This is a genomic window from Microvirga splendida, assembly GCF_016427565.1.
Classification (GTDB): domain Bacteria; phylum Pseudomonadota; class Alphaproteobacteria; order Rhizobiales; family Beijerinckiaceae; genus Microvirga; species Microvirga splendida.
In genome coordinates this window covers 233,179-253,648 of record NZ_JAELXT010000004.1, presented here as the reverse complement: position 1 = coordinate 253,648, position 20,470 = coordinate 233,179, and the positions used below count along the sequence as shown (strand labels likewise).

The 20,470-nt window shown below is 64.9% G+C and carries 18 protein-coding genes and 2 tRNA genes; 7 read left to right on the top strand and 13 right to left on the bottom strand.

Annotation, left to right across the window (positions count from 1 at the left end; genetic code table 11):
- Positions 1-95 precede the first annotated feature (95 nt).
- From JAO75_RS06755 to JAO75_RS06735, 5 genes are all read right to left on the bottom strand, one after another.
- On the bottom strand, positions 96-2,804 hold the full coding sequence (locus JAO75_RS06755) for a valine--tRNA ligase (protein ID WP_199047740.1): 2,709 nt from the start codon (positions 2,802-2,804) through the stop codon (positions 96-98).
- A 91-nt stretch (positions 2,805-2,895) separates the two neighbouring features.
- Positions 2,896-3,414 (bottom strand): PopZ family protein, encoded by a 519-nt coding sequence (locus tag JAO75_RS06750; RefSeq protein ID WP_199047739.1) that lies wholly within the window; start codon positions 3,412-3,414, stop codon positions 2,896-2,898.
- 157 nt (positions 3,415-3,571) lie between these two features.
- Positions 3,572-4,984 (bottom strand): TolC family outer membrane protein, encoded by a 1,413-nt coding sequence (locus JAO75_RS06745; RefSeq protein ID WP_199047738.1) that lies wholly within the window; start codon positions 4,982-4,984, stop codon positions 3,572-3,574.
- Between the two features lie 191 nt (positions 4,985-5,175).
- Positions 5,176-5,838, bottom strand: coding sequence for a protein-L-isoaspartate O-methyltransferase family protein (locus JAO75_RS06740; protein WP_199047737.1), 663 nt, complete (start codon positions 5,836-5,838; stop codon positions 5,176-5,178).
- Between the two features lie 22 nt (positions 5,839-5,860).
- A tRNA-Cys gene (locus JAO75_RS06735) sits at positions 5,861-5,934 on the bottom strand.
- A 209-nt stretch (positions 5,935-6,143) separates the two neighbouring features.
- Here JAO75_RS06735 and JAO75_RS06730 point away from each other — a divergent pair.
- From JAO75_RS06730 to sseA, 4 genes are all read left to right on the top strand, one after another.
- A tRNA-Asn gene (locus JAO75_RS06730) sits at positions 6,144-6,218 on the top strand.
- An 85-nt stretch (positions 6,219-6,303) separates the two neighbouring features.
- Entirely contained in the window at positions 6,304-7,785 is a 1,482-nt protein-coding gene (locus JAO75_RS06725; protein ID WP_199047736.1) for a cryptochrome/photolyase family protein, read from the top strand.
- A gap of 103 nt (positions 7,786-7,888) precedes the next feature.
- On the top strand, positions 7,889-8,611 hold the full coding sequence (locus JAO75_RS06720) for an alanyl-tRNA editing protein (RefSeq protein ID WP_199047735.1): 723 nt from the start codon (positions 7,889-7,891) through the stop codon (positions 8,609-8,611).
- A 29-nt stretch (positions 8,612-8,640) separates the two neighbouring features.
- Positions 8,641-9,495 (top strand): 3-mercaptopyruvate sulfurtransferase, encoded by an 855-nt coding sequence (gene sseA, locus JAO75_RS06715; protein ID WP_199047733.1) that lies wholly within the window; start codon positions 8,641-8,643, stop codon positions 9,493-9,495.
- Positions 9,496-9,567: 72 nt separating this feature from the next.
- Here the strand turns inward: sseA and JAO75_RS06710 are convergent, their stop codons facing one another.
- The 4 genes from JAO75_RS06710 to JAO75_RS06695 form a co-directional block, all read right to left on the bottom strand.
- Entirely contained in the window at positions 9,568-10,356 is a 789-nt protein-coding gene (locus JAO75_RS06710; protein WP_425523156.1) for an amino acid ABC transporter ATP-binding protein, read from the bottom strand.
- A gap of 6 nt (positions 10,357-10,362) precedes the next feature.
- Complete coding sequence (locus tag JAO75_RS06705) at positions 10,363-11,682, bottom strand: amino acid ABC transporter permease (protein ID WP_199047731.1); 1,320 nt, start codon at positions 11,680-11,682, stop codon at positions 10,363-10,365.
- Positions 11,683-11,690: 8 nt separating this feature from the next.
- A complete protein-coding gene (locus JAO75_RS06700; RefSeq protein WP_199047730.1) occupies positions 11,691-12,902 on the bottom strand; it encodes an amino acid ABC transporter permease in 1,212 nt (403 codons plus the stop codon).
- A 113-nt stretch (positions 12,903-13,015) separates the two neighbouring features.
- Positions 13,016-14,035 (bottom strand): amino acid ABC transporter substrate-binding protein, encoded by a 1,020-nt coding sequence (locus tag JAO75_RS06695; RefSeq protein ID WP_199047729.1) that lies wholly within the window; start codon positions 14,033-14,035, stop codon positions 13,016-13,018.
- A gap of 228 nt (positions 14,036-14,263) precedes the next feature.
- On the opposite strand from JAO75_RS06695, the gene metC reads away from it, so the two are divergent.
- Entirely contained in the window at positions 14,264-15,460 is a 1,197-nt protein-coding gene (gene metC, locus JAO75_RS06690; protein WP_199047728.1) for a cystathionine beta-lyase, read from the top strand.
- Positions 15,461-15,483: 23 nt separating this feature from the next.
- Here the strand turns inward: metC and JAO75_RS06685 are convergent, their stop codons facing one another.
- The 3 genes from JAO75_RS06685 to JAO75_RS06675 are packed head-to-tail and all read right to left on the bottom strand — an operon-like array spanning position 15,484 to position 18,314.
- A complete protein-coding gene (locus JAO75_RS06685) occupies positions 15,484-15,849 on the bottom strand; it encodes a lipid-A-disaccharide synthase N-terminal domain-containing protein (RefSeq protein WP_199047727.1) in 366 nt (121 codons plus the stop codon).
- Positions 15,849-16,583 carry a glycosyltransferase family 2 protein gene (locus JAO75_RS06680; RefSeq protein WP_199047726.1) on the bottom strand — a complete coding sequence of 245 codons (735 nt, stop codon included), beginning with the start codon at positions 16,581-16,583 and terminating at the stop codon, positions 15,849-15,851. Before JAO75_RS06680 ends, JAO75_RS06685 begins: the two co-directional genes overlap by 1 nt.
- Positions 16,584-16,631: 48 nt before the next feature.
- Complete coding sequence (locus tag JAO75_RS06675) at positions 16,632-18,314, bottom strand: ArnT family glycosyltransferase (protein WP_425523157.1); 1,683 nt, start codon at positions 18,312-18,314, stop codon at positions 16,632-16,634.
- A 218-nt stretch (positions 18,315-18,532) separates the two neighbouring features.
- Between JAO75_RS06675 and JAO75_RS06670 the strand changes: the two genes are divergently transcribed.
- Entirely contained in the window at positions 18,533-18,826 is a 294-nt protein-coding gene (locus JAO75_RS06670; protein WP_199047724.1) for a hypothetical protein, read from the top strand.
- 10 nt (positions 18,827-18,836) lie between these two features.
- Positions 18,837-20,006 carry an RtcB family protein gene (locus JAO75_RS06665; protein WP_343234565.1) on the top strand — a complete coding sequence of 390 codons (1,170 nt, stop codon included), beginning with the start codon at positions 18,837-18,839 and terminating at the stop codon, positions 20,004-20,006.
- A 21-nt stretch (positions 20,007-20,027) separates the two neighbouring features.
- Here JAO75_RS06665 and JAO75_RS06660 read toward each other — a convergent pair whose 3' ends face one another.
- On the bottom strand, positions 20,028-20,459 hold the full coding sequence (locus tag JAO75_RS06660) for a hypothetical protein (RefSeq protein WP_199047721.1): 432 nt from the start codon (positions 20,457-20,459) through the stop codon (positions 20,028-20,030).
- Positions 20,460-20,470 lie beyond the last annotated feature (11 nt).

Here is a 20,470-nt window from a genome sequence, read left to right as displayed (position 1 = left end):
CCGGCCATCCACGTCTTTGGTACTGCTGCCCCCCTGAAACGTGGATGCCCGGCACAAGGCCGGGCATGACGACGTCATAGGGCTGAAACGCTGCCTCAAGCGTCCTTCAGTCGTCCAAGCGCCTCTTCCATCTTCGCCTTGCGGGTCAGCGCCTCCTCGCGGCGCTCGCGCTGCTCCTCGACCACCTCTTCCGGCGCGCGCTTGATGAAATCCGCGTTGCCGAGCTTCGCGTCTATCTTGGACACCTCACCATCGAGCTTCTGGACTTCCTTGGCGAGGCGCGCGCGCTCCGCGTCGAGGTCGATCACGCCCTCCAGCGGCAGGGCCGCCACCTCGCCGCGGATGAGGAGCTGGATCGAGCTCTTGGGAGCGGCCTCCGCGAAGGAGATGTCCGAGATGCGCGCGAGGCGCTTCACGATATCGCCCCAGCGGCCGGCGCGAGCCTGCACGTCGGTGGAGGACGCCACGAGCACCAGGGGGATCTGCGCGCCCGCAGGCACGTTCGTCTCGGAGCGGGCCGAGCGGATCTCGTTGACGAGATCCACCACCCAGCCGATGTCGGCTTCGGCCTTCTCGTCGATGAGGTGATCGAGGCTCGACCACGGGGCGAGCGCCAGGATCGTCTCCCGCCGAGGGCCGTCCTCGCCCTTGATCGCCCACAGCTCTTCCGTGAGGAAGGGCATGAACGGATGCAGGAGCTTGCAGATCTCGTCGAAGATGAACGCAATCGTCGCCCGCGTTTCGGTCTTCGCCGGGGAGTCGGCGCCCTGCAGCACGGGCTTGGCGAGTTCGAGCGTCCAGTCGCAGAACACATTCCAGACAAAACGGTAGGCTGCGAGCGCCGCCTCGTTGAACTTGTAGGCCTGGATGCCCGCGGACACCTCGTTGATCGCCTTGGCGCATTCGCTGAGCGCCCATTTGTTGAGCGTCTCCGTCACGGCCTTCGGATCGAAGCCCTCGACGCGGCGGCACTCGTTCATCTCGGCGAAGCGCGCCGCGTTCCAGATCTTGGTGGCGAAGTTGCGGTAGTTCTCCACGCGCTGCACGGAGAGCTTGATGTCGCGTCCCTGCGCGGCCATGGAGGCCAGCGTCATGCGCAGGGCATCGGCGCCGTACTGTTCCACCACGTCGAGCGGGTCGATGACGTTGCCCTTGGACTTCGACATCTTGGCGCCCTTCTCGTCGCGGACGAGGGCGTGGATGTAGACCGTGTCGAAGGGCACTTCATCCATGAAGTGCAGGCCCATCATCATCATGCGGGCGACCCAGAAGAAGATGATGTCGAAGCCCGTGACCAGGGTGTTGGTCGGGTAGTAGCGCTTGAGTTCCGGCGCATCGTTCGGCCAGCCGAGGGTCGAGAACGGCCACAGGGCAGACGAGAACCAGGTGTCGAGCACGTCCTCGTCGCGCTTGAGCGCCACGTCCTTGCCGTGCTTGGCGCGCGCCTCGGCCAGAGCCTCTTCCTCGCTCATGGCCACATAGGCGTTGCCCTGGTCGTCGTACCAGGCCGGGATCTGGTGGCCCCACCAGAGCTGGCGCGAGACGCACCAAGGCTCGATGTTCTCCAGCCACTGGAAGTAGGTCTTCTCCCAGTTCTCGGGCACGAACTTGGTCTGGCCCTTGCGCACCACGCCGAGAGCGCGATCGGCGAGCGGCTTCACGTTCACGTACCACTGGTCCGTGAGGTAAGGCTCGATCACCACGTTCGAGCGGTCGCCGTGCGGCACCACGTGGGTGTTCGGCTCGATCTGGACGAGGATCTCGCGCTCCTCCAGCATCGCCACGATGCGCTTGCGCGCCTCGGCCCGGTCGAGGCCGTCGAGGGCGAGAACGGCCTTGAGATCGTCCGTCTGCTGGAGCCCTTCGAGGAAGCCTTCGTTCCCGGCAAGCGCAAGCTGCGCCTCCGTGCCGAAGATGTTGATGAGCGGCAGCTTGTGGCGCTTGCCGACTTCAAAGTCGTTGAAGTCGTGCGCCGGCGTGATCTTCACCGCGCCGGTGCCCTTCTCCGGGTCGGAATATTCGTCGGCCACAATGGGAATGCGACGGCCCACCAGCGGCAGGATGGCGAACTTCCCGATCAGGTCCTTGTAGCGCTCATCCTCGGGGTGCACGGCCACGGCCACATCGCCCAGCATGGTCTCGGGACGGGTGGTAGCCACCGTGATCGAGCGATCTGGCGCGCCGTCGATGGCGTAGCGGATGTGCCAGAGATTGCCCTTCACCTCGACCTGCATGACCTCCAGGTCGGAGATAGCGGTCTGGAACTTGGGATCCCAGTTCACGAGGCGCTTGTCCTTGTAGATCAGGCCCTGCTTGTAGAGGTCGACGAAGACCTTCAGCACGGCTTGGGACAGGCCCTCGTCCATGGTGAAGCGCTCGCGCGACCAGTCGCAGGAGGCGCCGAGGCGTTGGAGCTGGCTCTTGATCTTGCCGCCGGACTCTTCCTTCCACTCCCAGACGCGGCTGATGAACTCCTCGCGGCCGAGGTCGCGGCGCTGGATCTGGCGCTCGGCGAGTTGGCGCTCGACAACCATCTGGGTGGCGATGCCGGCATGGTCCATGCCCGGCTGCCAGAGCACGTCCCGGCCGCGCATGCGCTCGAAGCGGCAGAGAATGTCCTGGATCGTGTTGTTGAGGGCATGCCCCATGTGGAGCGAGCCGGTCACGTTCGGCGGCGGGATGACGATGGTGTAGGGTACGGCGTCCTTGCGATCCTGGCGACCGGCCTTGAAGGCCTCGGCCTCCTCCCAGCGGGTGGAAATGCGGGCTTCGACAGAGGAAGGATCGAACGTCTTGTCCATCATGATAGGTACCGGCCTGTTGGCGCGAACAACGCGCAAGCAAGTGGGCTACAAACCGGACGGATTGGATGAAGTCAACAGAGGGGCTGAAATCTCAGCCCCGGCAGCGGGTCACGCGCTCGATTTCATCCCGGACGAGACGCTCGACCAGGGAAGGAAGGTTGTCGTCGAGCCAGGTCTTCAGCATGGGCCGCAGCATCTCCTTCATCAGATCCTCGACCGTCTGGGGCTGGGCGGGCTTCACGGTCTCGCTCAGGCGGTTGAAGGCACCGGACACCGAGGCGCTGGCCGCACCGGAGAGGAGACTATCGGCGGCAGCCTTCACAACGGGCTCGGGCACGATGATGGCAGCCGGTTCGTCCGCCGCATCGGGCGCCCTCCATTCAGGATAGGATCCGGCCTCGGAACGGCTGTCGACGAACTCGGCATCCCCTCGGCTCCAGGGGCCCAGAAGCGGCTCGTTGGGGCTCGTGCCGATGAGCGGCGACACATGGAGCTCCGCGATGTCCAGCACGCTCTTCAAGGGTGAGGAACTCGGCTCCTGAGGTTCTGAGGCTGGCGTTTCCTGGTCGTCGGAGATGATCCGCCGGATGGAAGCAAGAATATCTTCCATCGATGGCTCGTTAACTTTCAGGCTCGATGAACCCATAGCCGTATCCAAATCAAATTACGCTAAGAATCACATTCTCATGAATGTTCGTTAAGTATTTTACGCAAGCTTCAAGAAAACAAGCGGGGCCAGAACTAAAAAGCTCTGGCCCCGAAACTTATCAACGACCGTCAGGAATGGTCGTTCCGATCCAAAGATCCTTGACCTGCTGGTAATGGATCGTCGGGCTATAATGATTCACCCTCAAGGCAAGGGCGCGGGAGTTGAGCCGCCCCATGGCGCTGACCAGGGCATAGGAGGCCACCACCCGGTCGCGCTGGGCCTGGATGAGATTAACACGGGCCGTCAGGAGTTCCTGCTGGGCGTTCAGCACGTCCAGGGTCGTGCGCTGGCCGACGCGGGCCTCCTCGCGAACGCCGCTCAAAGCGGTCTCGGCAGCATCGATCTGCGCCTGCGCGGCCTGGATCTGGGCGCGGGCCGCCTCCAGCCGCCCCCAATTCGCGGTGACCTGAGCGCGCACCTGATCGCGCACAAGATCCGCCTCGAGGCGGCGCTGACCGGCCTCTTCCTTGGCCTGGCGGGTTTGGGAGTAGACTTGGCCGCCCTCGTAGATCGGAACCGTCAGCCGCGCGACCACGGAGGCCGACAGGGCACTGTCTCCTTCCCCCTGGCGGTCGTAGCGCTGGTCGACCGATCCTGCCACGCCCAATTGCGGCGCGAGCGCGCCCTGGGCGACCTTCACCTGCAGTTCGGCCACATCCACCGCATGCTGGCGCGCCTTAATAGCAGGATGCTCGTTCAGGGCGACCCTCAGGGCCGCCTCAATCGAACGCGGCGTCAGGGCGTCCAGAGGGCGACCGGGAGCCAGCTGCCGGGGCTCGACACCCACGATCTGGCGATAGACGGCGATGCTGTTGCGCAGGTTGGCTTCAGCCAGACTGGCCTCGGACCGCGACGCGGCAATGCGCGCCTCCGCCTGTGCGACGTCGGTCCGGGTGACCTCGCCGACGTTGAAGCGGTCCCGCGTCTGCCGCAGCTGCTCGTCGATCACCTCGACGTTGTTGCGCTGCAGGTCGAGAATGGCCGTATCCCGCAGGACATCCATATAGGCGGTCGCCGCATCGAGCAGAACGCTCTGCTCGGTCGTGTTGAGCTGCTCCCGCGAACCGAGCACGCCGGACTCGGCAGCACGGACGCGATTGCGGGTCTGAAATCCGTCGAAGATGGGCTGAGTGATCTCGACGCCGAACCCGCGGGGCGTCAGGCGGCTGATGCTGCTTCCGCCGCCGAAAGGACCTCTCGGCCTGCCGGTATCAGCCTCGGTGAAGGTGCGCCCGATATCCGCCGTCGCATTGATCCGCGGGCGATAGCCGGACTTCGCCTGAGCGACGTCCTCGTCCCGGACCCGAACCCCGGCCCGCTGGGCATTCAGCTCGGGGTTACTGCTATAGGCGCGCGCCAGCGCGCTCTCCAAGGTTTCCGCCGAAGCCCCGCTGGCGCCCATGAGCACGAACACCGAGGTCATCGCCCCAAAGAGCAAGCGATACGTCTTCTTGGAATTCTTCTCGTTCACGCGCACCTGCCTAGCGATTCAAGGCTGCCGACCGCCATCGACGCCATTCTAGAAATCGTTCCGACTCAAAGCGCAACAATAACCACGGGGATCGAGTCGGCAACCGCGCGGTGGGCTCGATTTCATTTTTGCGCCAGGGTGGCGCAAAAAAGCGACACCGCAAACCCGGGAAATTAAGGCTTTGGAAAGGATTAGAACGTGAAGCCCGGGACTTGGACGAAAGGGGTCAGCAGAGGAGCGGCCGCTTCGAACAGGGCACGCTCGCCGACCGCATCGCCTGTGCGCACGTAGACCGTCGCGCGGGCTGCGCGCCCACGGCCCTTCACGCAGGCAAGGCGCCCGCCTTCGGCAAGCTGCCGGAGCAGCGCCTCCGGGCGAACCTCGACAGCACCGTTGATGAGAATGGCGTCATAAGGAGCATTGGCCGCATGGCCCTGCTCCAGGGGCCCCGTCACGACAGTGACGTTCCCTGCGCCGGCCGCGCTCAGGCTCTGCCTTGCGGCACCGGCCAGGGTCTCGTCGGATTCGAGCGCCGTCACCTGGGCGCCAAGCTCATGGAAGACCGCCGAGGCATAACCCCGGCCGCAGGCCACGTCGAGAACGCGGTCACCCTTGTCGATCCCGAGAGCCTGAACCAGGCGCCCCAGGATCATCGGAGAGAGCATGTAACGCCGCTCGGCGCCGTCGGCGACGAGAATGTCCTGATCGATATAGGCAAGCTCTTCCCGGCCTGGCAGCACGAAAAGCTCGCGTGGCACGGCATCCATGGCGTCGAGAAGAGGGATGTCGTTCACATCGAAAGTGCGCAGCTGGCCATCAACCATGATACGGCGCGCTTGAGCGAAATCGACCATCGACAATGCCTTCAGAAATTGTTGGAGGCCTCGCCCGGAATCGAACCGGGGTGCAAGGATTTGCAGTCCTCTGCGTAACCACTCCGCCACGAGGCCATCCGGGGCGTGCCGCGAACGCGACGGCTGCTCCATAGCAAGCGTCCCCCCAAAGAGCAACAGCCCCTTTTGAACTCACGCGCGCCAAGAAGGGGGTTGCAACGCCTGAAACCCGTGCTATATGCCTCCCACCTCGCCGGGAACGGTCTTCGAAGACCCCGCGGCGCTCAAGAAGCTCACAGTTCAGCTTCTTTGGAGGTTAGGCTTATTCCGGCGTGGCGCAGCGGTAGCGCAGCGGACTGTTAATCCGTTGGTCGTAGGTTCGAATCCTACCGCCGGAGCCAACCTTCTCCCACTCTCCCATCACATACTGTCGATCATGCTGCCCTGCGGTGTCGCGCTTTGCAGGCGTGACTGTATTGTGCCGCCATGAACAGCGATTCACATGCCCCCGTTCTCGTCTGGTTTCGCGACGATCATCGCCTGAACGACAACCCTGCCCTGTCTGCAGCGGCAGCCAGCGAGTCGCAGGTTCTATGCTTTTACGTGCTCGACGATGCGCCCGAGGGTCTCCGTCCGCTCGGCGGCGCAGCCCGCTGGTGGCTTCATGGATCGCTGAAGGCGCTCGGCGATTCCTTGGAGCACGCCGGCTCCAGCCTTCTCATCCTGAAAGGCTCTCCGTCGAAGGTAGTCGAAGAGATCATACGGGCGACCGGCGCTTCGGCCATCTACTGGAACCGCCGCTACGGCGCAGCCGAGATCGCCGTCGATAGCGCCATCAAGGCGCGCCTGACCGAGGGCGGGATCAAGGCTCACAGCTTCAACGGCCGCCTCCTGCATGAGCCCTGGGAGATCACGAACCAGGCCGGCAAGCCGTTCCAGGTCTTCACGCCCTATCTTCGGGCCGTGAATGCCCGGCCCATCAAACCTCCGCTTCCAGCCCCTCGCCGGCTGAAAGGCGGGGTCTGGGCGCCGCCGATTCTCGAGCGTGCCATTCCGCTGACGGAACTCGGCCTCGAACCTTCATCCCCCGATTGGGCCGGCGGCATGCGGCAGGAATGGCAACGGGGTGAGCACGCCGCTCGAAGCAAGTTGTCCCGGTTCATCGAGACGGGCCTGAAGGGCTATGCCGAACGGCGGGACAGGCCCTCGCAGGCGGGCACCTCGCGCCTGTCGCCGCACCTGCGCTTTGGGGAGATCAGCCCGCGCCAGGTCTGGCATTCGGTCATGAGCGCGGTCGACGCAGAGCCCGGCCTGGAGCGGGATGCGGAGAAGTTCCTGAGCGAGGTCGCCTGGCGCGACTTCACCCACCAATTGCTCCACTTCTACCCGCACCTGCCGGACAGGCCGCACAGCAGCCGGTTCGAAAGCTTCCCCTGGAACGAGGACCGCCCGGCCCTCAGGGCTTGGCGGAGAGGCCTCACCGGCTACCCCATCGTCGATGCCGGCATGCGCCAGCTCTGGCAGACGGGCTGGATGCACAACCGGGTGCGCATGATCACCGCCTCCTTCCTGGTCAAGCATCTGCTGACGGATTGGCGGCAGGGCGAAGCCTGGTTCTGGGACACGCTCGTCGATGCGGATCCGGCGAACAACGCCTTCAGCTGGCAGTGGATCGCCGGCTCGGGTCCCGATTCGGCTCCCTTCCACCGGATTTTCAACCCGGTGACCCAGGGCGAGAAGTTCGATCCTGAGGGGGAGTACATCCGAACCTACGTGCCCGAACTCTCGCGGCTCCCGCCGGCCCTCATCCACAAGCCCTGGGAGGCTGCGCCCGGGTTGCTGCGTGAGGCGGGCGTCGTTCTGGGCGACACTTATCCCGAGCCCATCGTTCCTCATGGCCCGGCGCGACAGCGGGCTCTCGAGGCCTTCCGCAGCCTGCGGAGCCCGGTGTCCGAGCCCTCCGCCTGACATCCGACCAAGGGAGTGGCTTGACCCGCCGCTCCCATTGCCGTCAGCATCGCGCCTCGCTTTTCCACAAGGGCCCTTCGCCCCGCCACATGTTGAGACGCTCATGACCGCCACGACGCTGCTTTTCCGCGACGATGCCTATGCCACCTCCTGCGAAGCGCGGGTTCTCGGAACCACCCCTGAGGGTGGCGTCGTCCTCGACCGCACGGTGTTCTATGCCCAAGGCGGCGGGCAGCCGGGCGACGCGGGCATGCTCGTGAAGGCCGAAGGCGAAAGGATGGAGATCACCAACACCGTCTACGCAGCGGACCGCTCGCAGGTGGCTCATCTGATCGGACCCGAAGCGGCATCGCGGCTCATGGAGGGCGAGACCGTCACCGTACAGCTCGACTGGCCGCGGCGCCTCAAGCGCATGCGCATCCACACGGCGCTTCATCTCCTGAGCGTGGTGCTGCCCTATCCGGTCACCGGCGGAGCCATCGGAGACGGCGACGGGCGGCTCGATTTCGACATCCCGGATGCGGGACTCGACAAGGATGAGATCACGGAAAAGCTCAACGCATTGATCGCAAAGGACGCGCCCGTCACAGAGCGGTGGATCACCGATGAGGAGCTGGATGCCAATCCAGGCCTCGTGAAAACCATGGCGGTGAAACCGCCGCGCGGATCCGGACGGGTGCGTCTGGTGGAGATCGAGGGCATCGATCTTCAGCCCTGCGGCGGCACCCATGTGCGGCGCACGGCCGAGATCGGCACCGTCGCCATCACTGCCATCGAGAAAAAGGGCAAGCAGAACCGCCGCGTTCGCCTGTCCCTCGCCGACTGAATTCTTCCCTCACGCAAGAGGAATGGCCCATGCTTCAACCCTTCGTATCGACCGCCTGGCTACAGGAGCACCTCGACGATCCGGACCTCGTGGTCGTGGACGGCTCCTGGTACCTGCCCACGCAGAACCGTGACCCTCAAGCCGAGTATCTTGCGGGTCACATCCCCGGCGCAGTGCGTTTCGACATCGACACCGTGAAGGATACCTCGTCGTCCCTGCCCCACATGCTGCCCTCGCCTGAGGATTTCGCGAAGGCGGTCGGCGCGATGGGGATCAGCGAGAGCATGACCATCGTCGTTTACGACGGCGCCGGCTTGTTCTCGGCCCCACGTGTGCGCTGGACATTCCAGGCCTTCGGGGCCCGCAAGGTCTCGATCCTCGACGGCGGCTTTCCCGCATGGAAGGCGGAAGGACGGCCCGTCGAAACGGGACCGGAGAAGCCCCACGCTCCCCGCACCTTCACGCCAGCGTTCAACCCTTCGGCCGTTGCGGATGCCTCGGCGGTGCAGGGGGCGCTGCAATCGAAGACCGCCCAGGTGGTCGACGCCCGGCCTGCCGCCCGCTTCATGGGCGAGGCTCCCGAACCGCGCCCCGGCCTGCGCATGGGCCATATTCCCGGCAGCCTCAACCTGCCCTTCGACCGGATCGTCGAGAACGGCCGCCTGAAGGACAAGGACGGTCTTGAGAAGGCTATCGCGGAGGCCGGAATCGACCCCGACCAGCCGGTGATCACCAGTTGCGGCTCCGGCGTCTCGGCCGCCATCCTCGGCGTCGCCTTCGAGGTCACAGGCCGCCCGATCAAGGCGATCTATGACGGTGCCTGGGCCGAATGGGGCGCGCGAGACGACCTGCCGGTGGCGACGGGGCCGGCGAAGAAAGACTGATATCTCGATTGTGAATCGACCAACAAAAAGGCCCCGAAATGTCGGGGCCTTTTTTCGTCGGCTCGATCCGCCTCAGTGCAGGATCTGGGAGAGGAAGAGGCGGGTGCGCTCGTGCTGCGGGTTCTTGAAGAATTCGTCGGGCGTGTTCATCTCCACGATCTGCCCGTAATCCATGAAGATCACCCGGTCGGCCACCTGACGGGCAAAGCCCATCTCGTGGGTCACGCACAGCATGGTCATGCCCTCGTCGGCGAGGCCCACCATGGTGTCAAGAACCTCCTTCACCATCTCGGGGTCCAGCGCAGAGGTCGGCTCGTCGAACAGCATGATCTTCGGGCTCATGCACAGAGAGCGGGCGATCGCCACGCGCTGCTGCTGGCCGCCCGAGAGCTGGCCCGGATACTTGTTCGCCTGCTCCGGGATCTTGACCCGGGTCAGGTAGTGCATGGCGATCTCCTCGGCCTCCTTGCGGGGCATCTTCTTCACCCAGATCGGAGCCAGCGTGCAGTTCTCCAGGATCGTCAGATGCGGGAAGAGATTGAAGTGCTGGAACACCATGCCGACGTCCCGGCGCACCTCGTCGATGCGCTTGAGGTCGTCCAGCAACTCCACGCCGTCGACGATGATGCGGCCCTTCTGATGCTCCTCGAGGCGGTTGATGCAGCGGATCATCGTGGACTTGCCGGAGCCCGAGGGACCGCAGATCACGATGCGCTCGCCGCGCCGTACGTTCAGGTTGATGTCCCGCAGAACGTGGAACTCCCCGAACCACTTGTGGACGTCGATCATCTCGATCGCTGGCTGAGCCTGCGGGTCGACGGTGGCGGAGGGGATATGCTGAGCTGACATTGTCGTTGCCATGGATGTTTACCGTTTCTGACCAGCCGCAAGGCGCCGCTCGACTCCAAGCGAGTATCGCGACATGCCGAAGCAGAAGATGAAGTAGAAAAGGGCGGCGAAGGCATAACCCGTGAGGCCGATGGTGGGGGCAGCCCAGTCCGGGTCGATGCGCGAGGCCTCGATCGTCTTCACGAGGTCGAAGATGCCCACGATGGCGACCAGCGAGGTGTCCTTGAACAGGCCGATGAAGGTGTTCACGATGCCCGGGATCACGATGCGCAGGGCCTGCGGGAGGATGATCAGGGACATCATCTGTGGGTAGTTCAGGCCGAGCGACATCGCCCCCTCATACTGCCCCTTCGGCATGGCTTGAAGGCCGCCGCGCACCACCTCGGCCATGTAGGCGGAGGCGAACAGCGCCGTGCCGATGAGCGGCCGCAGCAGGCGGTCCACCGTCATGTCGCCCGGCAGGAAGAGCGGCAGCATGGTGTTGGCCATGATCAAGACCGTGATCAGCGGCACGCCGCGCACGAACTCGATAAAGATGACCGATGCCAGCCGTACAATCGGAAGATTCGAACGCCGGCCCAGGGCCAGAACGATTCCGAACGGCAGCGAGACCACGATGCCGACCGTCGCGACCAGCAGGGTCACGAGGATGCCGCCCCACAGGGACGTGGGCACATGCTCAAGGCCGAAATTGAAATCCACCAGGGCGAGGGTCACGCCGATCACGGCCACGATGCCGCCACCCAGGATGAGGGCCGGGCGCATGGAGGTCTTGAGCAGAGCGGACACGAAGGCGAAGAGCGCAATGATCAGCGCGCCGAAGATGGCGAACCCGATCCAGAAGCGGACGCTGAAATTCTCGTTGCCGCCGGTGAGCAGGATGTAGGAGACGACCGGGAACACCCAGAAGAAATAGACCGCACCCAGGTCCCGCCGCGGCGCCTTCAGCCACAGGAGCCACACGACGCCGATGGCCAGGAGGGAGAAGAAGATGTTCACCCGCCAGCGCTCGGAGATCGTGTAGGAGCCGTAGATGAAGTAGTTGATCTTGTCCCAGATGAACGCCCAGCAGGCGCCGCTCTCGCTGCCGCCTGCGTCGGCGCGGCAGGCTGCACGGTCGGCGCCGGTCCAGACAGCGTCGAACACCAGGAAATTCAGCAGAGGCGGAACGCTGATATACAGGAGGTAGAAAACCACCAGCGTCAGGATCGTGTTGAAGGGGCCGGAAAAGAGATTCTCCCGAACCCAAGCGATGGGACCGCGGGCCAGATTGGGCGGAGGCAGGGCCTCCGCCTCCCTGGCGCGGACGAAACGGGGCATATCGACGGCGGTGCTCATAGGATCTCCTACCGTTCGACGATCGCCACACGGCGGTTGTAGATGTTCATGAAGAACGAGGTCAGCAGGCTGATCGTGAGATACACGCCCATGGTGATCACCACGACCTCGATGGCCTGGCCGGTCTGGTTGAGCACGGTGCCCATGAAGACCTGCACGAGGTCCGGGTAGCCGATGGCCACCGCAAGCGACGAGTTCTTCGTCAGGTTCAGATACTGGCTCGTCAGCGGCGGGATGATGACGCGCATGGCCTGCGGGATCACCACCAGACGAAGGATTTTGCCCGGTGGAAGACCGAGAGATCCCGCGGCTTCCGTCTGCCCTTTCGACACCGCCAGGATGCCGGCGCGGACGACCTCGGCGATGAAGGCGGCCGTGTAGGTGACGAGGCCGAGAAGCAGCGCCACGAATTCAGGCAGGATCTGCATGCCGCCGGTCAGGTTGAAGGTTCCCCTGCGCGGCAGCTCGAACGTGATCGGATTGGCGCCGACGAGGGCCAGCACGATCCAGGTCAGGATCGGCAGGCCGAGGACCAAGGCGAGCGTAACCTTCCCGACGGGGTACTGCCGGCCGGTCTGCTCCTGCTGCTTCTTCGCCCAGCGCCGGTAGATGAATGTACCGATCAAGCCGAGAAGGAAGACGGCGACAAGTACACCGATGTTGGGGCCCCAGAGGGGCTGGGCCATGAACAGGCCGCGTGAGTTCAGGTAGAATCCGGCGCCCATCTCGAGGGAATCGCGCGGGTGCGGCAGGGCTCCAAGCACTGCGATGTACCAGAACAGCAGCTGGACCAGCAGCGGGACGTTCCGCAGCACCTCGACATAGACCATGGCCACTTTCGCCACCATCCAGTTCTTGGACAGCCGGGCGATGCCGATCAGGAAGCCGAGGAAGGTCGTGAAGAAGATGCCGATCGCGGAAACGATCAGGGTGTTCAGAAGGCCGACGATGAAGGCATCGCCGTAGGTGCCGCCGGCCGCACTGAACTCGATCAGGGTCTGGCTGATGTCGAAGCCGGCCGTGTTGTTGAGGAAGCCGAAGCCTGAGGCGATCCTGGCGCGCTGCAGGTTTTCGACGGCGTTCGTCGCGGCCACATAGAACAGGACGATGATCGCCGCGACGAGAACGACCTGATAAAAAGCTCCACGAACCTTGGGATCGTAGAGAAACGACTTCTTGGGGGGCGATGTCTGACTGACAGCGGTCTGCACTGAGTTCATCCTCTGGCGGCTCTCGATACCCGGCCGTCATCCCCTGTTCGTGCCCGGGTCAAGCGGCTTTCATTATTCTTGAAGGGCGCCCGGTTGTCCGGGCGCCCTGTTCTTGGATCGGCTTAGCGAACCGGGATGCCGTATTGCAGGCCGCCCTTGGTCCAGAGCGCGTTCTGACCGCGCTTGATCTTCAGGCGCGAGCCTTCGCCGACGTTCTTCTCGAACGACTCGCCGTAGTTGCCCACATGCTTGATGATCCGGTAAGCCCAGTCATTGGTGAGGCCGATGGCCTCGCCGAACTTGCCTTCGGTGCCGAGCAGACGCTTGATCTCCGGGTTGTCGGAGGTCTTCATCTGGTCGACATTGGCCTTCGTGACGCCGAGCTCTTCAGCGTTCAGCATGGCATTGTGGGTCCAGCTGACGATGTCGCTCCACTGGTTGTCGCCATGGCGGACAGCCGGGCCAAGCGGCTCCTTTGAGATGATCTCGGGCAGAACGATATGATCGTCCGGAGCCGAGGCGCGCAGACGCTCGGCGTAGAGGCCCGAGGCGTCGGTGGTGAAGGCGTCGCAACGGCCGGAATCATAGGCCTTGAAGGTCTCGTCCGAGGTCGCGAAAGCCACCACTTCGTACTTCATGTTGTTGGCACGGAAGTAGTCGGCGAGGTTCAGCTCGGTCGTGGTGCCCTGCTGCGTGCAGATCGAAGCGCCGTTCAGCTCCTTGGCCGAGGAGACGCCGAGCTTCTTGCGGACCATGAAGCCCTGGCCGTCGTAGTAGTTGATGGCCGGGAAGTCGAGGCCGAGCTGCGTGTCGCGCGACATCGTCTTGGTCGAGTTGCGGGACAGCACGTCCACCTCGCCCGACTGAAGCGCCGTGAAGCGATCCTTGGCGGCGAGCGGAATGTAGCGGACCTTGGACGGATCGTCGAAGATCGCGGCCGCGATGGCGCGGCAGAGGTCGACGTCGAGGCCGGTCCAGTTACCCTGGGCGTCCGGCTGGCCGAAGCCGGCGAGGCCGGTGTTCGAGCCGCAGGTCAGAAAGCCCTTCTGCTTCACGCTGTTGAGCGTTGCCTGGGCCGAGGCGCCCGTGGCGAACAGGCTGGCCGTCAGGCCGAAGGCAATCGATACGAGAGCCTTTTTCATGTTTCTATGTTCTCCCAATAGTTCAACATGACTCGACGGATCCTGGATATCCCCCAGCCGAGCCCCGTTTAGACCGTTCCGCGCCGCCTCGGTCGAGACGGCATCGGGATCCATCAAATTCAATGATTGATCACTGGTCAAGTCTTGATGGGAGGCAATTCGGGCCCGACTTGACGCCAAAGGCTGCGCGGTTTCAGATCGGGACCTCCTCAGCAAGCCCTTGAAGCGATGTCAAAACTCCCCCCAAAGCCAGAAAACATCTCCGAACGCACCCGCCTCGTCCACGCCGGCCGGGAGCCGTTCGACCAGCACGGATTCGTGAATACGCCGATCTATCGCGGATCCACGGTTCTCTATCCCACGACGGACGACCTGCTGCACCGGCGCGGGCGTTATTCCTATGGGACGAAGGGGACTCCGACCACCAGTTCGCTCGAAACGGCCTGGACCGAATTGACCGGCGCGGCAGGAACGGTGCTCGCACCTTCGGGCCTTGCGGCGGTCACCCTGGCCCTGATGTCCTGCCTCAAGTCCGGCGACCATCTGCTGATGACGGATTCGGTCTATTTGCCGACGCGGCAGTTCTGCAACGGCATGCTGAAGAAATTTGGTGTGGAAACCACCTATTACGATCCCGGAATCGGCGCCGGGATCGAGGCTCTGATCCGTCCGAACACTGCAGCCGTGTTCACGGAGGCACCTGGATCGCAGTCCTTCGAGATGCAGGATATCCCTGCCATCGCCGAGGTGGCGCACCGGCGTGGGGCCGTGGTCCTCATGGACAATACCTGGGCGACCCCCCTGCTCTTCCCGCCGCACGAACGCGGCGTGGACATCGCCATCGAAGCGGGCACCAAATACCTGAGCGGCGGGTCTGACCTGCTGCTCGGCATGGTCTCGGCCAACGAGCGTTGTTTCAAGGCCCTGCGCGACACTTACGATTCCTTCGCCATGTGCCCGGGGCCGGAGGACGTGTTCCTGGGCCTGAGAGGCCTGCGCACCATGGCGCTGCGCCTGCGGGAGCACGAGAAGCAGGCCCTTGAGATGGCCCGCTGGCTCGATGCCCGACCGGAGGTGGCGAAGGTGCTGCACCCGGCGCTTGAGAGCTATCCCGGCCACGAGATCTGGAAGCGCGACTTCAAGGGGTCGTCGGGCCTGTTCTCGGTGGTCCTCAAGCCGTCCTCGAACCAGGCTCTGGCGGCCATGCTCGACGGGCTCTCCCTGTTCGGCATGGGGTATTCCTGGGGCGGGTTCGAGAGCCTCGTGATCCCGTTCGACTGCGCCAGCTATCGCACGGCTACGCGATGGGAGCCGGGCGGCCACTCCCTGCGCTTCCACATCGGGCTCGAGGATCTGGACGACCTGAAGCGGGATCTCGATGCAGGCTTCGCCAGGCTCCGGGAGGCGGATGCCCGCGCGGCCTGAGGCTTGTCAGGGGTTCGGCGGGTCTATCCCGCCGAAGCCTCGGCCTCCGCGGCCGGCACGATCCCACCTTCGGACTTCCGCTTTTCCTTGGCGATCAGCATGAGATTGCGGACATAGATGAAGATCGAGAAGGCCTGGCCGAGAATGATGACGATGTCGCTGCGGGCGAAGCCGTAGACCAGGGTCATCAGGCCGCCCGAGATCGACAGGATCCAGAACCCGACCGGGATGACGCTCTTCTCCGCCTTCTCGCTGGCAACCCATTGGACGATGAAGCGCGCCCCGAAGACGAACTGGGCCAGCACGCCGAAAGCAGCCCACAGGTCGAATCGGGCGACGACCAGATCGTAGAAATAAAGTCCCAGGTCATGGGAAAGGCGCATCAACATCAGACGATTTCCTGAGCGGCGGGAACACGGCGGCGGCGACGGATCAACCACCAGACTCCGGCTAAATCAAGGATGCCGACCCAGAGGCGGTCGAACATCCCATAATTGGAACGGCCGGCATGGCGCGGGCGGTCGACCACGTCCACATGGGCGATCCGGTAGCCCTCGCGCTTGACCAGGGCCGGCATGAAGCGGTGAAGAGCGTCGAAGTAGGGCAACCGCAGGTACACGTCGCGCCGGAAGGCCTTGAGTCCGCAGCCCGTGTCCCGGGTGCCGTCCTTGAGGATCCGCCCGCGCACGCCGTTGGCGATGCGGGACTGCCACTTCTTGTAGGTGCCGTCCTTGCGCCCCACCCGCTGCCCGGCGGCAAGGGCAACAGCCGGATCGTCGAGAGCCGCGACCAGTTGGGGAATGAAGGCCGGGTCGTTCTGCCCATCCCCGTCGAGGGTGATCACGATAGGCGCCCGAGCCGCGTGAACGCCGGTCCGGACGGCAGCGCTCTGGCCGCAGCTTGCCTCGTGGCGCATGAGGCGCAGCCACGGGCGCGTCGCTCGGGCGCTCAGAACCCGCTGGCCGGTGTCGTCGGTCGAACCGTCGTCCACATAGACCACCTCAAAGGGCGCCAGTGGTGCGCAGGCCCGCTCGATCTCCTCAACGAGGGGAAGGATGTTGAGCGCCTCGTTCTTGACCGGCACGACGACGCTGATGCGCGGGCTTATGGAAAGATTGGTCATCCGTTCAGGGCCACCTGCGGCCACCTCTTCGACGTGCATGTCCAGGCCCTAGAACCCGGTCGCGTAAGCCGCGATGTCGACTTGCCGCCCGCTGTTGATATTGAATCCCATAACCCTGGTCGAGAGCACGGGCTGCTGCCGCAGGCGCTGGTTCTCGGCCTGGAACTCGCCCTCGAAGCGCTTGTCCACGAAGACGACGCGGCAGCCGCCCTGGTTCAGGAACCGGGAGGCTTCGGCCCCGCTGTCGAGCATGTCGAGATTCGTGCCCGCCAGGAAGACGAGGCTCGGCTCGCGGTAGCCCAGGGTCGCGACCTGCGGGTTCTCGCACGGCAGGTTGCGGGCCACTTCCGCCAGCCGGTCCGAGATCTTGAGAGATCGCAGGTCGAGTTGGGCGAAGCCAAACACGCCGATGGCGAGAAAGGCCGAGGAGATGAAGCTCGCCCAAAGGGTCGGGACCATCCGGTTCTTCACGAAAAGCCACCAGGCCAGGAGGGCGAGGAGGGACGACACCACGAGGGCCGGCAGCGCCCGGAAGGGCGGCAAGCCATCGAACGACCAGGCGATCGCGGACAGGCCGATCGTGAGGCCGACCGGGATGAACGGGATCAAGACCGTCGCCAGCCTGGCGAACGGCCGGTGCGGCCCGACGAAGTGCCGCGCGACGGCCATGACCGTGATGATCGCCACCGCCGGAAGCAGAGGCAGGGTATAATGGGGCAGCTTCGTCGGCACGGCTTCGAACACGATCCAGGACGGCACGATCCAGGCGAGCGCGAAGGCCACGGGCTCTTCGCGCCGGTGGATCCAGGCGAACGGGACCGCGATGGTGGCCAGGATGGCGCCGGGCCAGAAGGTCGCGAAGAAGGACAGCAAATAGAAGCCAGGCGGCGCCCAATGGTACTTCTGCGCCGTACCGACCTTGCCCAGCATGTCCTTACCCACAGAGGCGGCAAAGAACTCACCGCCGCTCTTGATGGCGATGGCGACGAACCAGGGCAGGACGATTGCGAGGGTGAAGAGGAGGCCGAGCCAGGGCCGCAGCGTCAGCAGCCAGCGGGCGGAGCGCTCCTTGTAGGAGAGAACCGCAGCCGCGAGACCGGCGAACATGAGGACGAGCGGCCCCTTGATGAGGATGCCCAGGGCGAAGCCGGCCCAGAAGATGAGCAGCGCCCGCCGGGGCAGGACGCCGGCGCCCCGGCTCAGGTAGGCCCGGGCGAGCCCCCCCATCACCGCCACCGAACAGGCCGCGAGCATCGCGTCGGTCTTGGCGAGCCGCGCTTCGACCATGAGGATGACGCAGGTCGCCATGAGGGCGGCGGTCAGGAAGGCCCCTCGCCGCCCGAAGAACGCCAGGGCGGCCCAGTAGGTCAGCAGAACCGTGGCAATCGCCCCGAGCAGGGATGGGATCCGGTAGAGCGCGATGGTGGTCCGCGCCTCCGGCACGCCCAGAGCCTCGCCGATGGCGACGCTGGCGCTCTGCATCCAATAGATGCCGACGGGCTTCTTGTGCCGGGCCTCGTCCTGGAACCGGATGTCGACGATATCGCCCGTCTCGAGCATCTGCTTGGAGGCCTGGGCATAGCGCGGCTCGTCCCGGTCCATGGGCTGAAGCGTGGTGAAGCCCGGCAGGAAGCAGGCGAGCGACAGCAGCACGAGCACGGCGCAGAGCCGCGCGTGGCTCCGCTCGACCACGCTCGTCAGCTGGGCCACGGAGAAGTGGCGCAAGGACATCCGCTGCTGGGGGACAGAACCGTCCATCAATCACTCCGGGGCGGGAAAGCCGTCGTGCCGGCAGGGATTCCCATGGGCACAGGGCCGTCAAACCGCGTGATGTCCTCCAAACCTGTCGGGAAGTCAAATCGACGGAAGGTAGCGGGCTGCCTGCAAGGAACAGGGCCGCTCGGGCGGGCATTGCCTGACAGGTCAGGCTCAACCCTGGAGGTGCCCCCATGAACAGGTCTGCCCGCCGGTTCGCCGCTGCCCTGGCAGCGCTTCTGGCCCAGCCGGCTGCTGCCCTCGACCGGCCCGTGGTCTGGCGTGATGAGGACACCGGCTGCGCCTATCTGCTCACCCCCCAGGGCGGCATCGCGCCCCGGTACCGCCGGGACGGGACCCTGGATTGCCCGGATGTGGTCGCCGGAACGGGGGTGGTCGAGAATATGGGGCGGGACATCGCGCGCGGCCTCGATGCACTGCAGCGCGAGGTCGATCGCCTGCGCGAGCGCTACAACGACCGTCCTTGAGGAGATCAGTGTGCCGGCGAACACCCGCATCTATGGCGAGCACGACGAGAAGACCATCAGGCAGCTCGACCGCTGCATGGAGGCCGGGAGTGCCTTCAAGGGCGTGCTCTGCGCCGACGGCCACCTCGGCTATGCTCATCCCATCGGCGGGGTCGTGGCCTACGAGGAGCATATCTCCATCAGCGGCGTCGGCTTCGACATAGCCTGCGGCAACATGGCGGTGCGGCTCGACACCCGCTACGAGGACATCGCGGCTCAAGCCGGCCGGATCCTCTCGGATATCGGGCGCTCCATCAGCTTCGGTGTCGGCCAGACGAACGCCGTCAAGGTCGATCACGAGCTGTTCGATTCACCCCTGTGGGACGAGGCCGGGGTTCGGGACCTCAAGACGATGGCCCGGCAGCAGCTCGGCACCGTCGGCTCCGGCAACCATTACGTGGACCTGTTCGAGGACGAGGAGGGCTTCGTCTGGATCGGGGTGCATTTCGGCTCCCGCGGCCTCGGCCACAGGATCACCACCAAGCATCTGGCCCTCGTCGGCGCCAAGGACGGCATGGAGGTCGACCCAGCCCTCGTCCACCAGGACAGCGAGGTCGGGCAAAGCTACCTCGCCGGCGTGGAGCTTGGCGGGCTCTATGCCTATGCCGGCCGCGAATGGGTGGTGGAGCGCGTGCGCCGGATCATCGGCGGGCACATCACCGATTCCGTGCATAACCACCACAACTTCGTCTGGCGGGAAGCCCATGGGGGCAGGGATTACTGGGTGGTGCGCAAGGGCGCGACGCCTGCCTTTCCGGGCCAGCGCGGTTTCGTCGGCGGGTCGATGGGCGACAACGCGGTGATCCTGCACGGGGTCGACAGCCCCGAGAGCGCCGACAGCCTGTACTCGACCGTCCACGGGGCGGGGCGCCTCTTCGGGCGGATGGACGCGAAGGGCAAGAAGAACAAGGCAGGCCAGTGGGTCCGCCCTCCCCGCTTCACCCGCGACGAGATGGACGCGTGGCTGCGCGAGAAGGGCGTTCTCCTGCGCGGCGGCGATGTGGACGAGAGCCCGATGGTCTATCGCCGCCTCGAGGACGTGCTGGCCTTCCACGGGGGCACCATCGAGATCGAGCACATCCTGCGCCCGTTCGCCGTCGCCATGGCGGGCCCCGGCGAGTTCGATCCCTACAAGGACTGAAACCGAGCCGGGGCCTCAACCTTAGCGGAACCAGCCGAAATATAGCGCCCAGAGGCTCGGCGACCGGACACCACGAACCCGCCGCGCCGCCTCATCGGCCCGCATCGATTCCCCTCCATGACACGAGCAGAGAACGATGTGGGCGTCGTGCTCGGAGATCTCGAAGAAGTCGACCGCCTCACCGAAGGTGTCGCTGCGCAGCCCGGCCCGCCGGAGCAGCGGGTCGGAATAGGCTACGGTCAGGGCGGATCCGTCGGCTCTCATGGCAAGGCGCTGGGCCTTGGGCTTCCACTCGATCTCGTCGAGGGTTCTGAGCTCCCGGTCGGGCTCCTGCTCCAGGAGCTCGATCCAGCGGTCCAGACGCTCCCGTTTGGACAGGACCGGAGCCTTGACGGTTTCAGGGATCTTCAGGTCGGCGACGCTACTGAGTTCGGAAAGAGGCCTGTGTTCCATGCTCCCCTCCT

Bases quoted from the DNA above. Each gene is read 5' to 3' on its own strand.
- JAO75_RS06660 (WP_199047721.1), bottom strand. From the start codon at position 20,459: ATGGAACACAGGCCTCTTTCCGAACTCAGTAGCGTCGCCGACCTGAAG.
- JAO75_RS06670 (WP_199047724.1), top strand. From the start codon at position 18,533: ATGAACAGGTCTGCCCGCCGGTTCGCCGCTGCCCTGGCAGCGCTTCTG.
- JAO75_RS06680 (WP_199047726.1), bottom strand. From the start codon at position 16,583: ATGACCAATCTTTCCATAAGCCCGCGCATCAGCGTCGTCGTGCCGGTC.
- JAO75_RS06750 (WP_199047739.1), bottom strand. From the start codon at position 3,414: ATGGAAGATATTCTTGCTTCCATCCGGCGGATCATCTCCGACGACCAG.
- JAO75_RS06725 (WP_199047736.1), top strand. From the start codon at position 6,304: ATGAACAGCGATTCACATGCCCCCGTTCTCGTCTGGTTTCGCGACGAT.
- JAO75_RS06685 (WP_199047727.1), bottom strand. From the start codon at position 15,849: ATGTTGATGCGCCTTTCCCATGACCTGGGACTTTATTTCTACGATCTG.
- sseA (WP_199047733.1), top strand. From the start codon at position 8,641: ATGCTTCAACCCTTCGTATCGACCGCCTGGCTACAGGAGCACCTCGAC.
- JAO75_RS06720 (WP_199047735.1), top strand. From the start codon at position 7,889: ATGACCGCCACGACGCTGCTTTTCCGCGACGATGCCTATGCCACCTCC.
- JAO75_RS06710 (WP_425523156.1), bottom strand. From the start codon at position 10,356: ATGGCAACGACAATGTCAGCTCAGCATATCCCCTCCGCCACCGTCGAC.
- JAO75_RS06705 (WP_199047731.1), bottom strand. From the start codon at position 11,682: ATGAGCACCGCCGTCGATATGCCCCGTTTCGTCCGCGCCAGGGAGGCG.
- JAO75_RS06700 (WP_199047730.1), bottom strand. From the start codon at position 12,902: ATGAACTCAGTGCAGACCGCTGTCAGTCAGACATCGCCCCCCAAGAAG.
- JAO75_RS06695 (WP_199047729.1), bottom strand. From the start codon at position 14,035: ATGAAAAAGGCTCTCGTATCGATTGCCTTCGGCCTGACGGCCAGCCTG.
- JAO75_RS06740 (WP_199047737.1), bottom strand. From the start codon at position 5,838: ATGGTCGATTTCGCTCAAGCGCGCCGTATCATGGTTGATGGCCAGCTG.
- JAO75_RS06675 (WP_425523157.1), bottom strand. From the start codon at position 18,314: ATGTCCTTGCGCCACTTCTCCGTGGCCCAGCTGACGAGCGTGGTCGAG.
- metC (WP_199047728.1), top strand. From the start codon at position 14,264: ATGTCAAAACTCCCCCCAAAGCCAGAAAACATCTCCGAACGCACCCGC.
- JAO75_RS06755 (WP_199047740.1), bottom strand. From the start codon at position 2,804: ATGATGGACAAGACGTTCGATCCTTCCTCTGTCGAAGCCCGCATTTCC.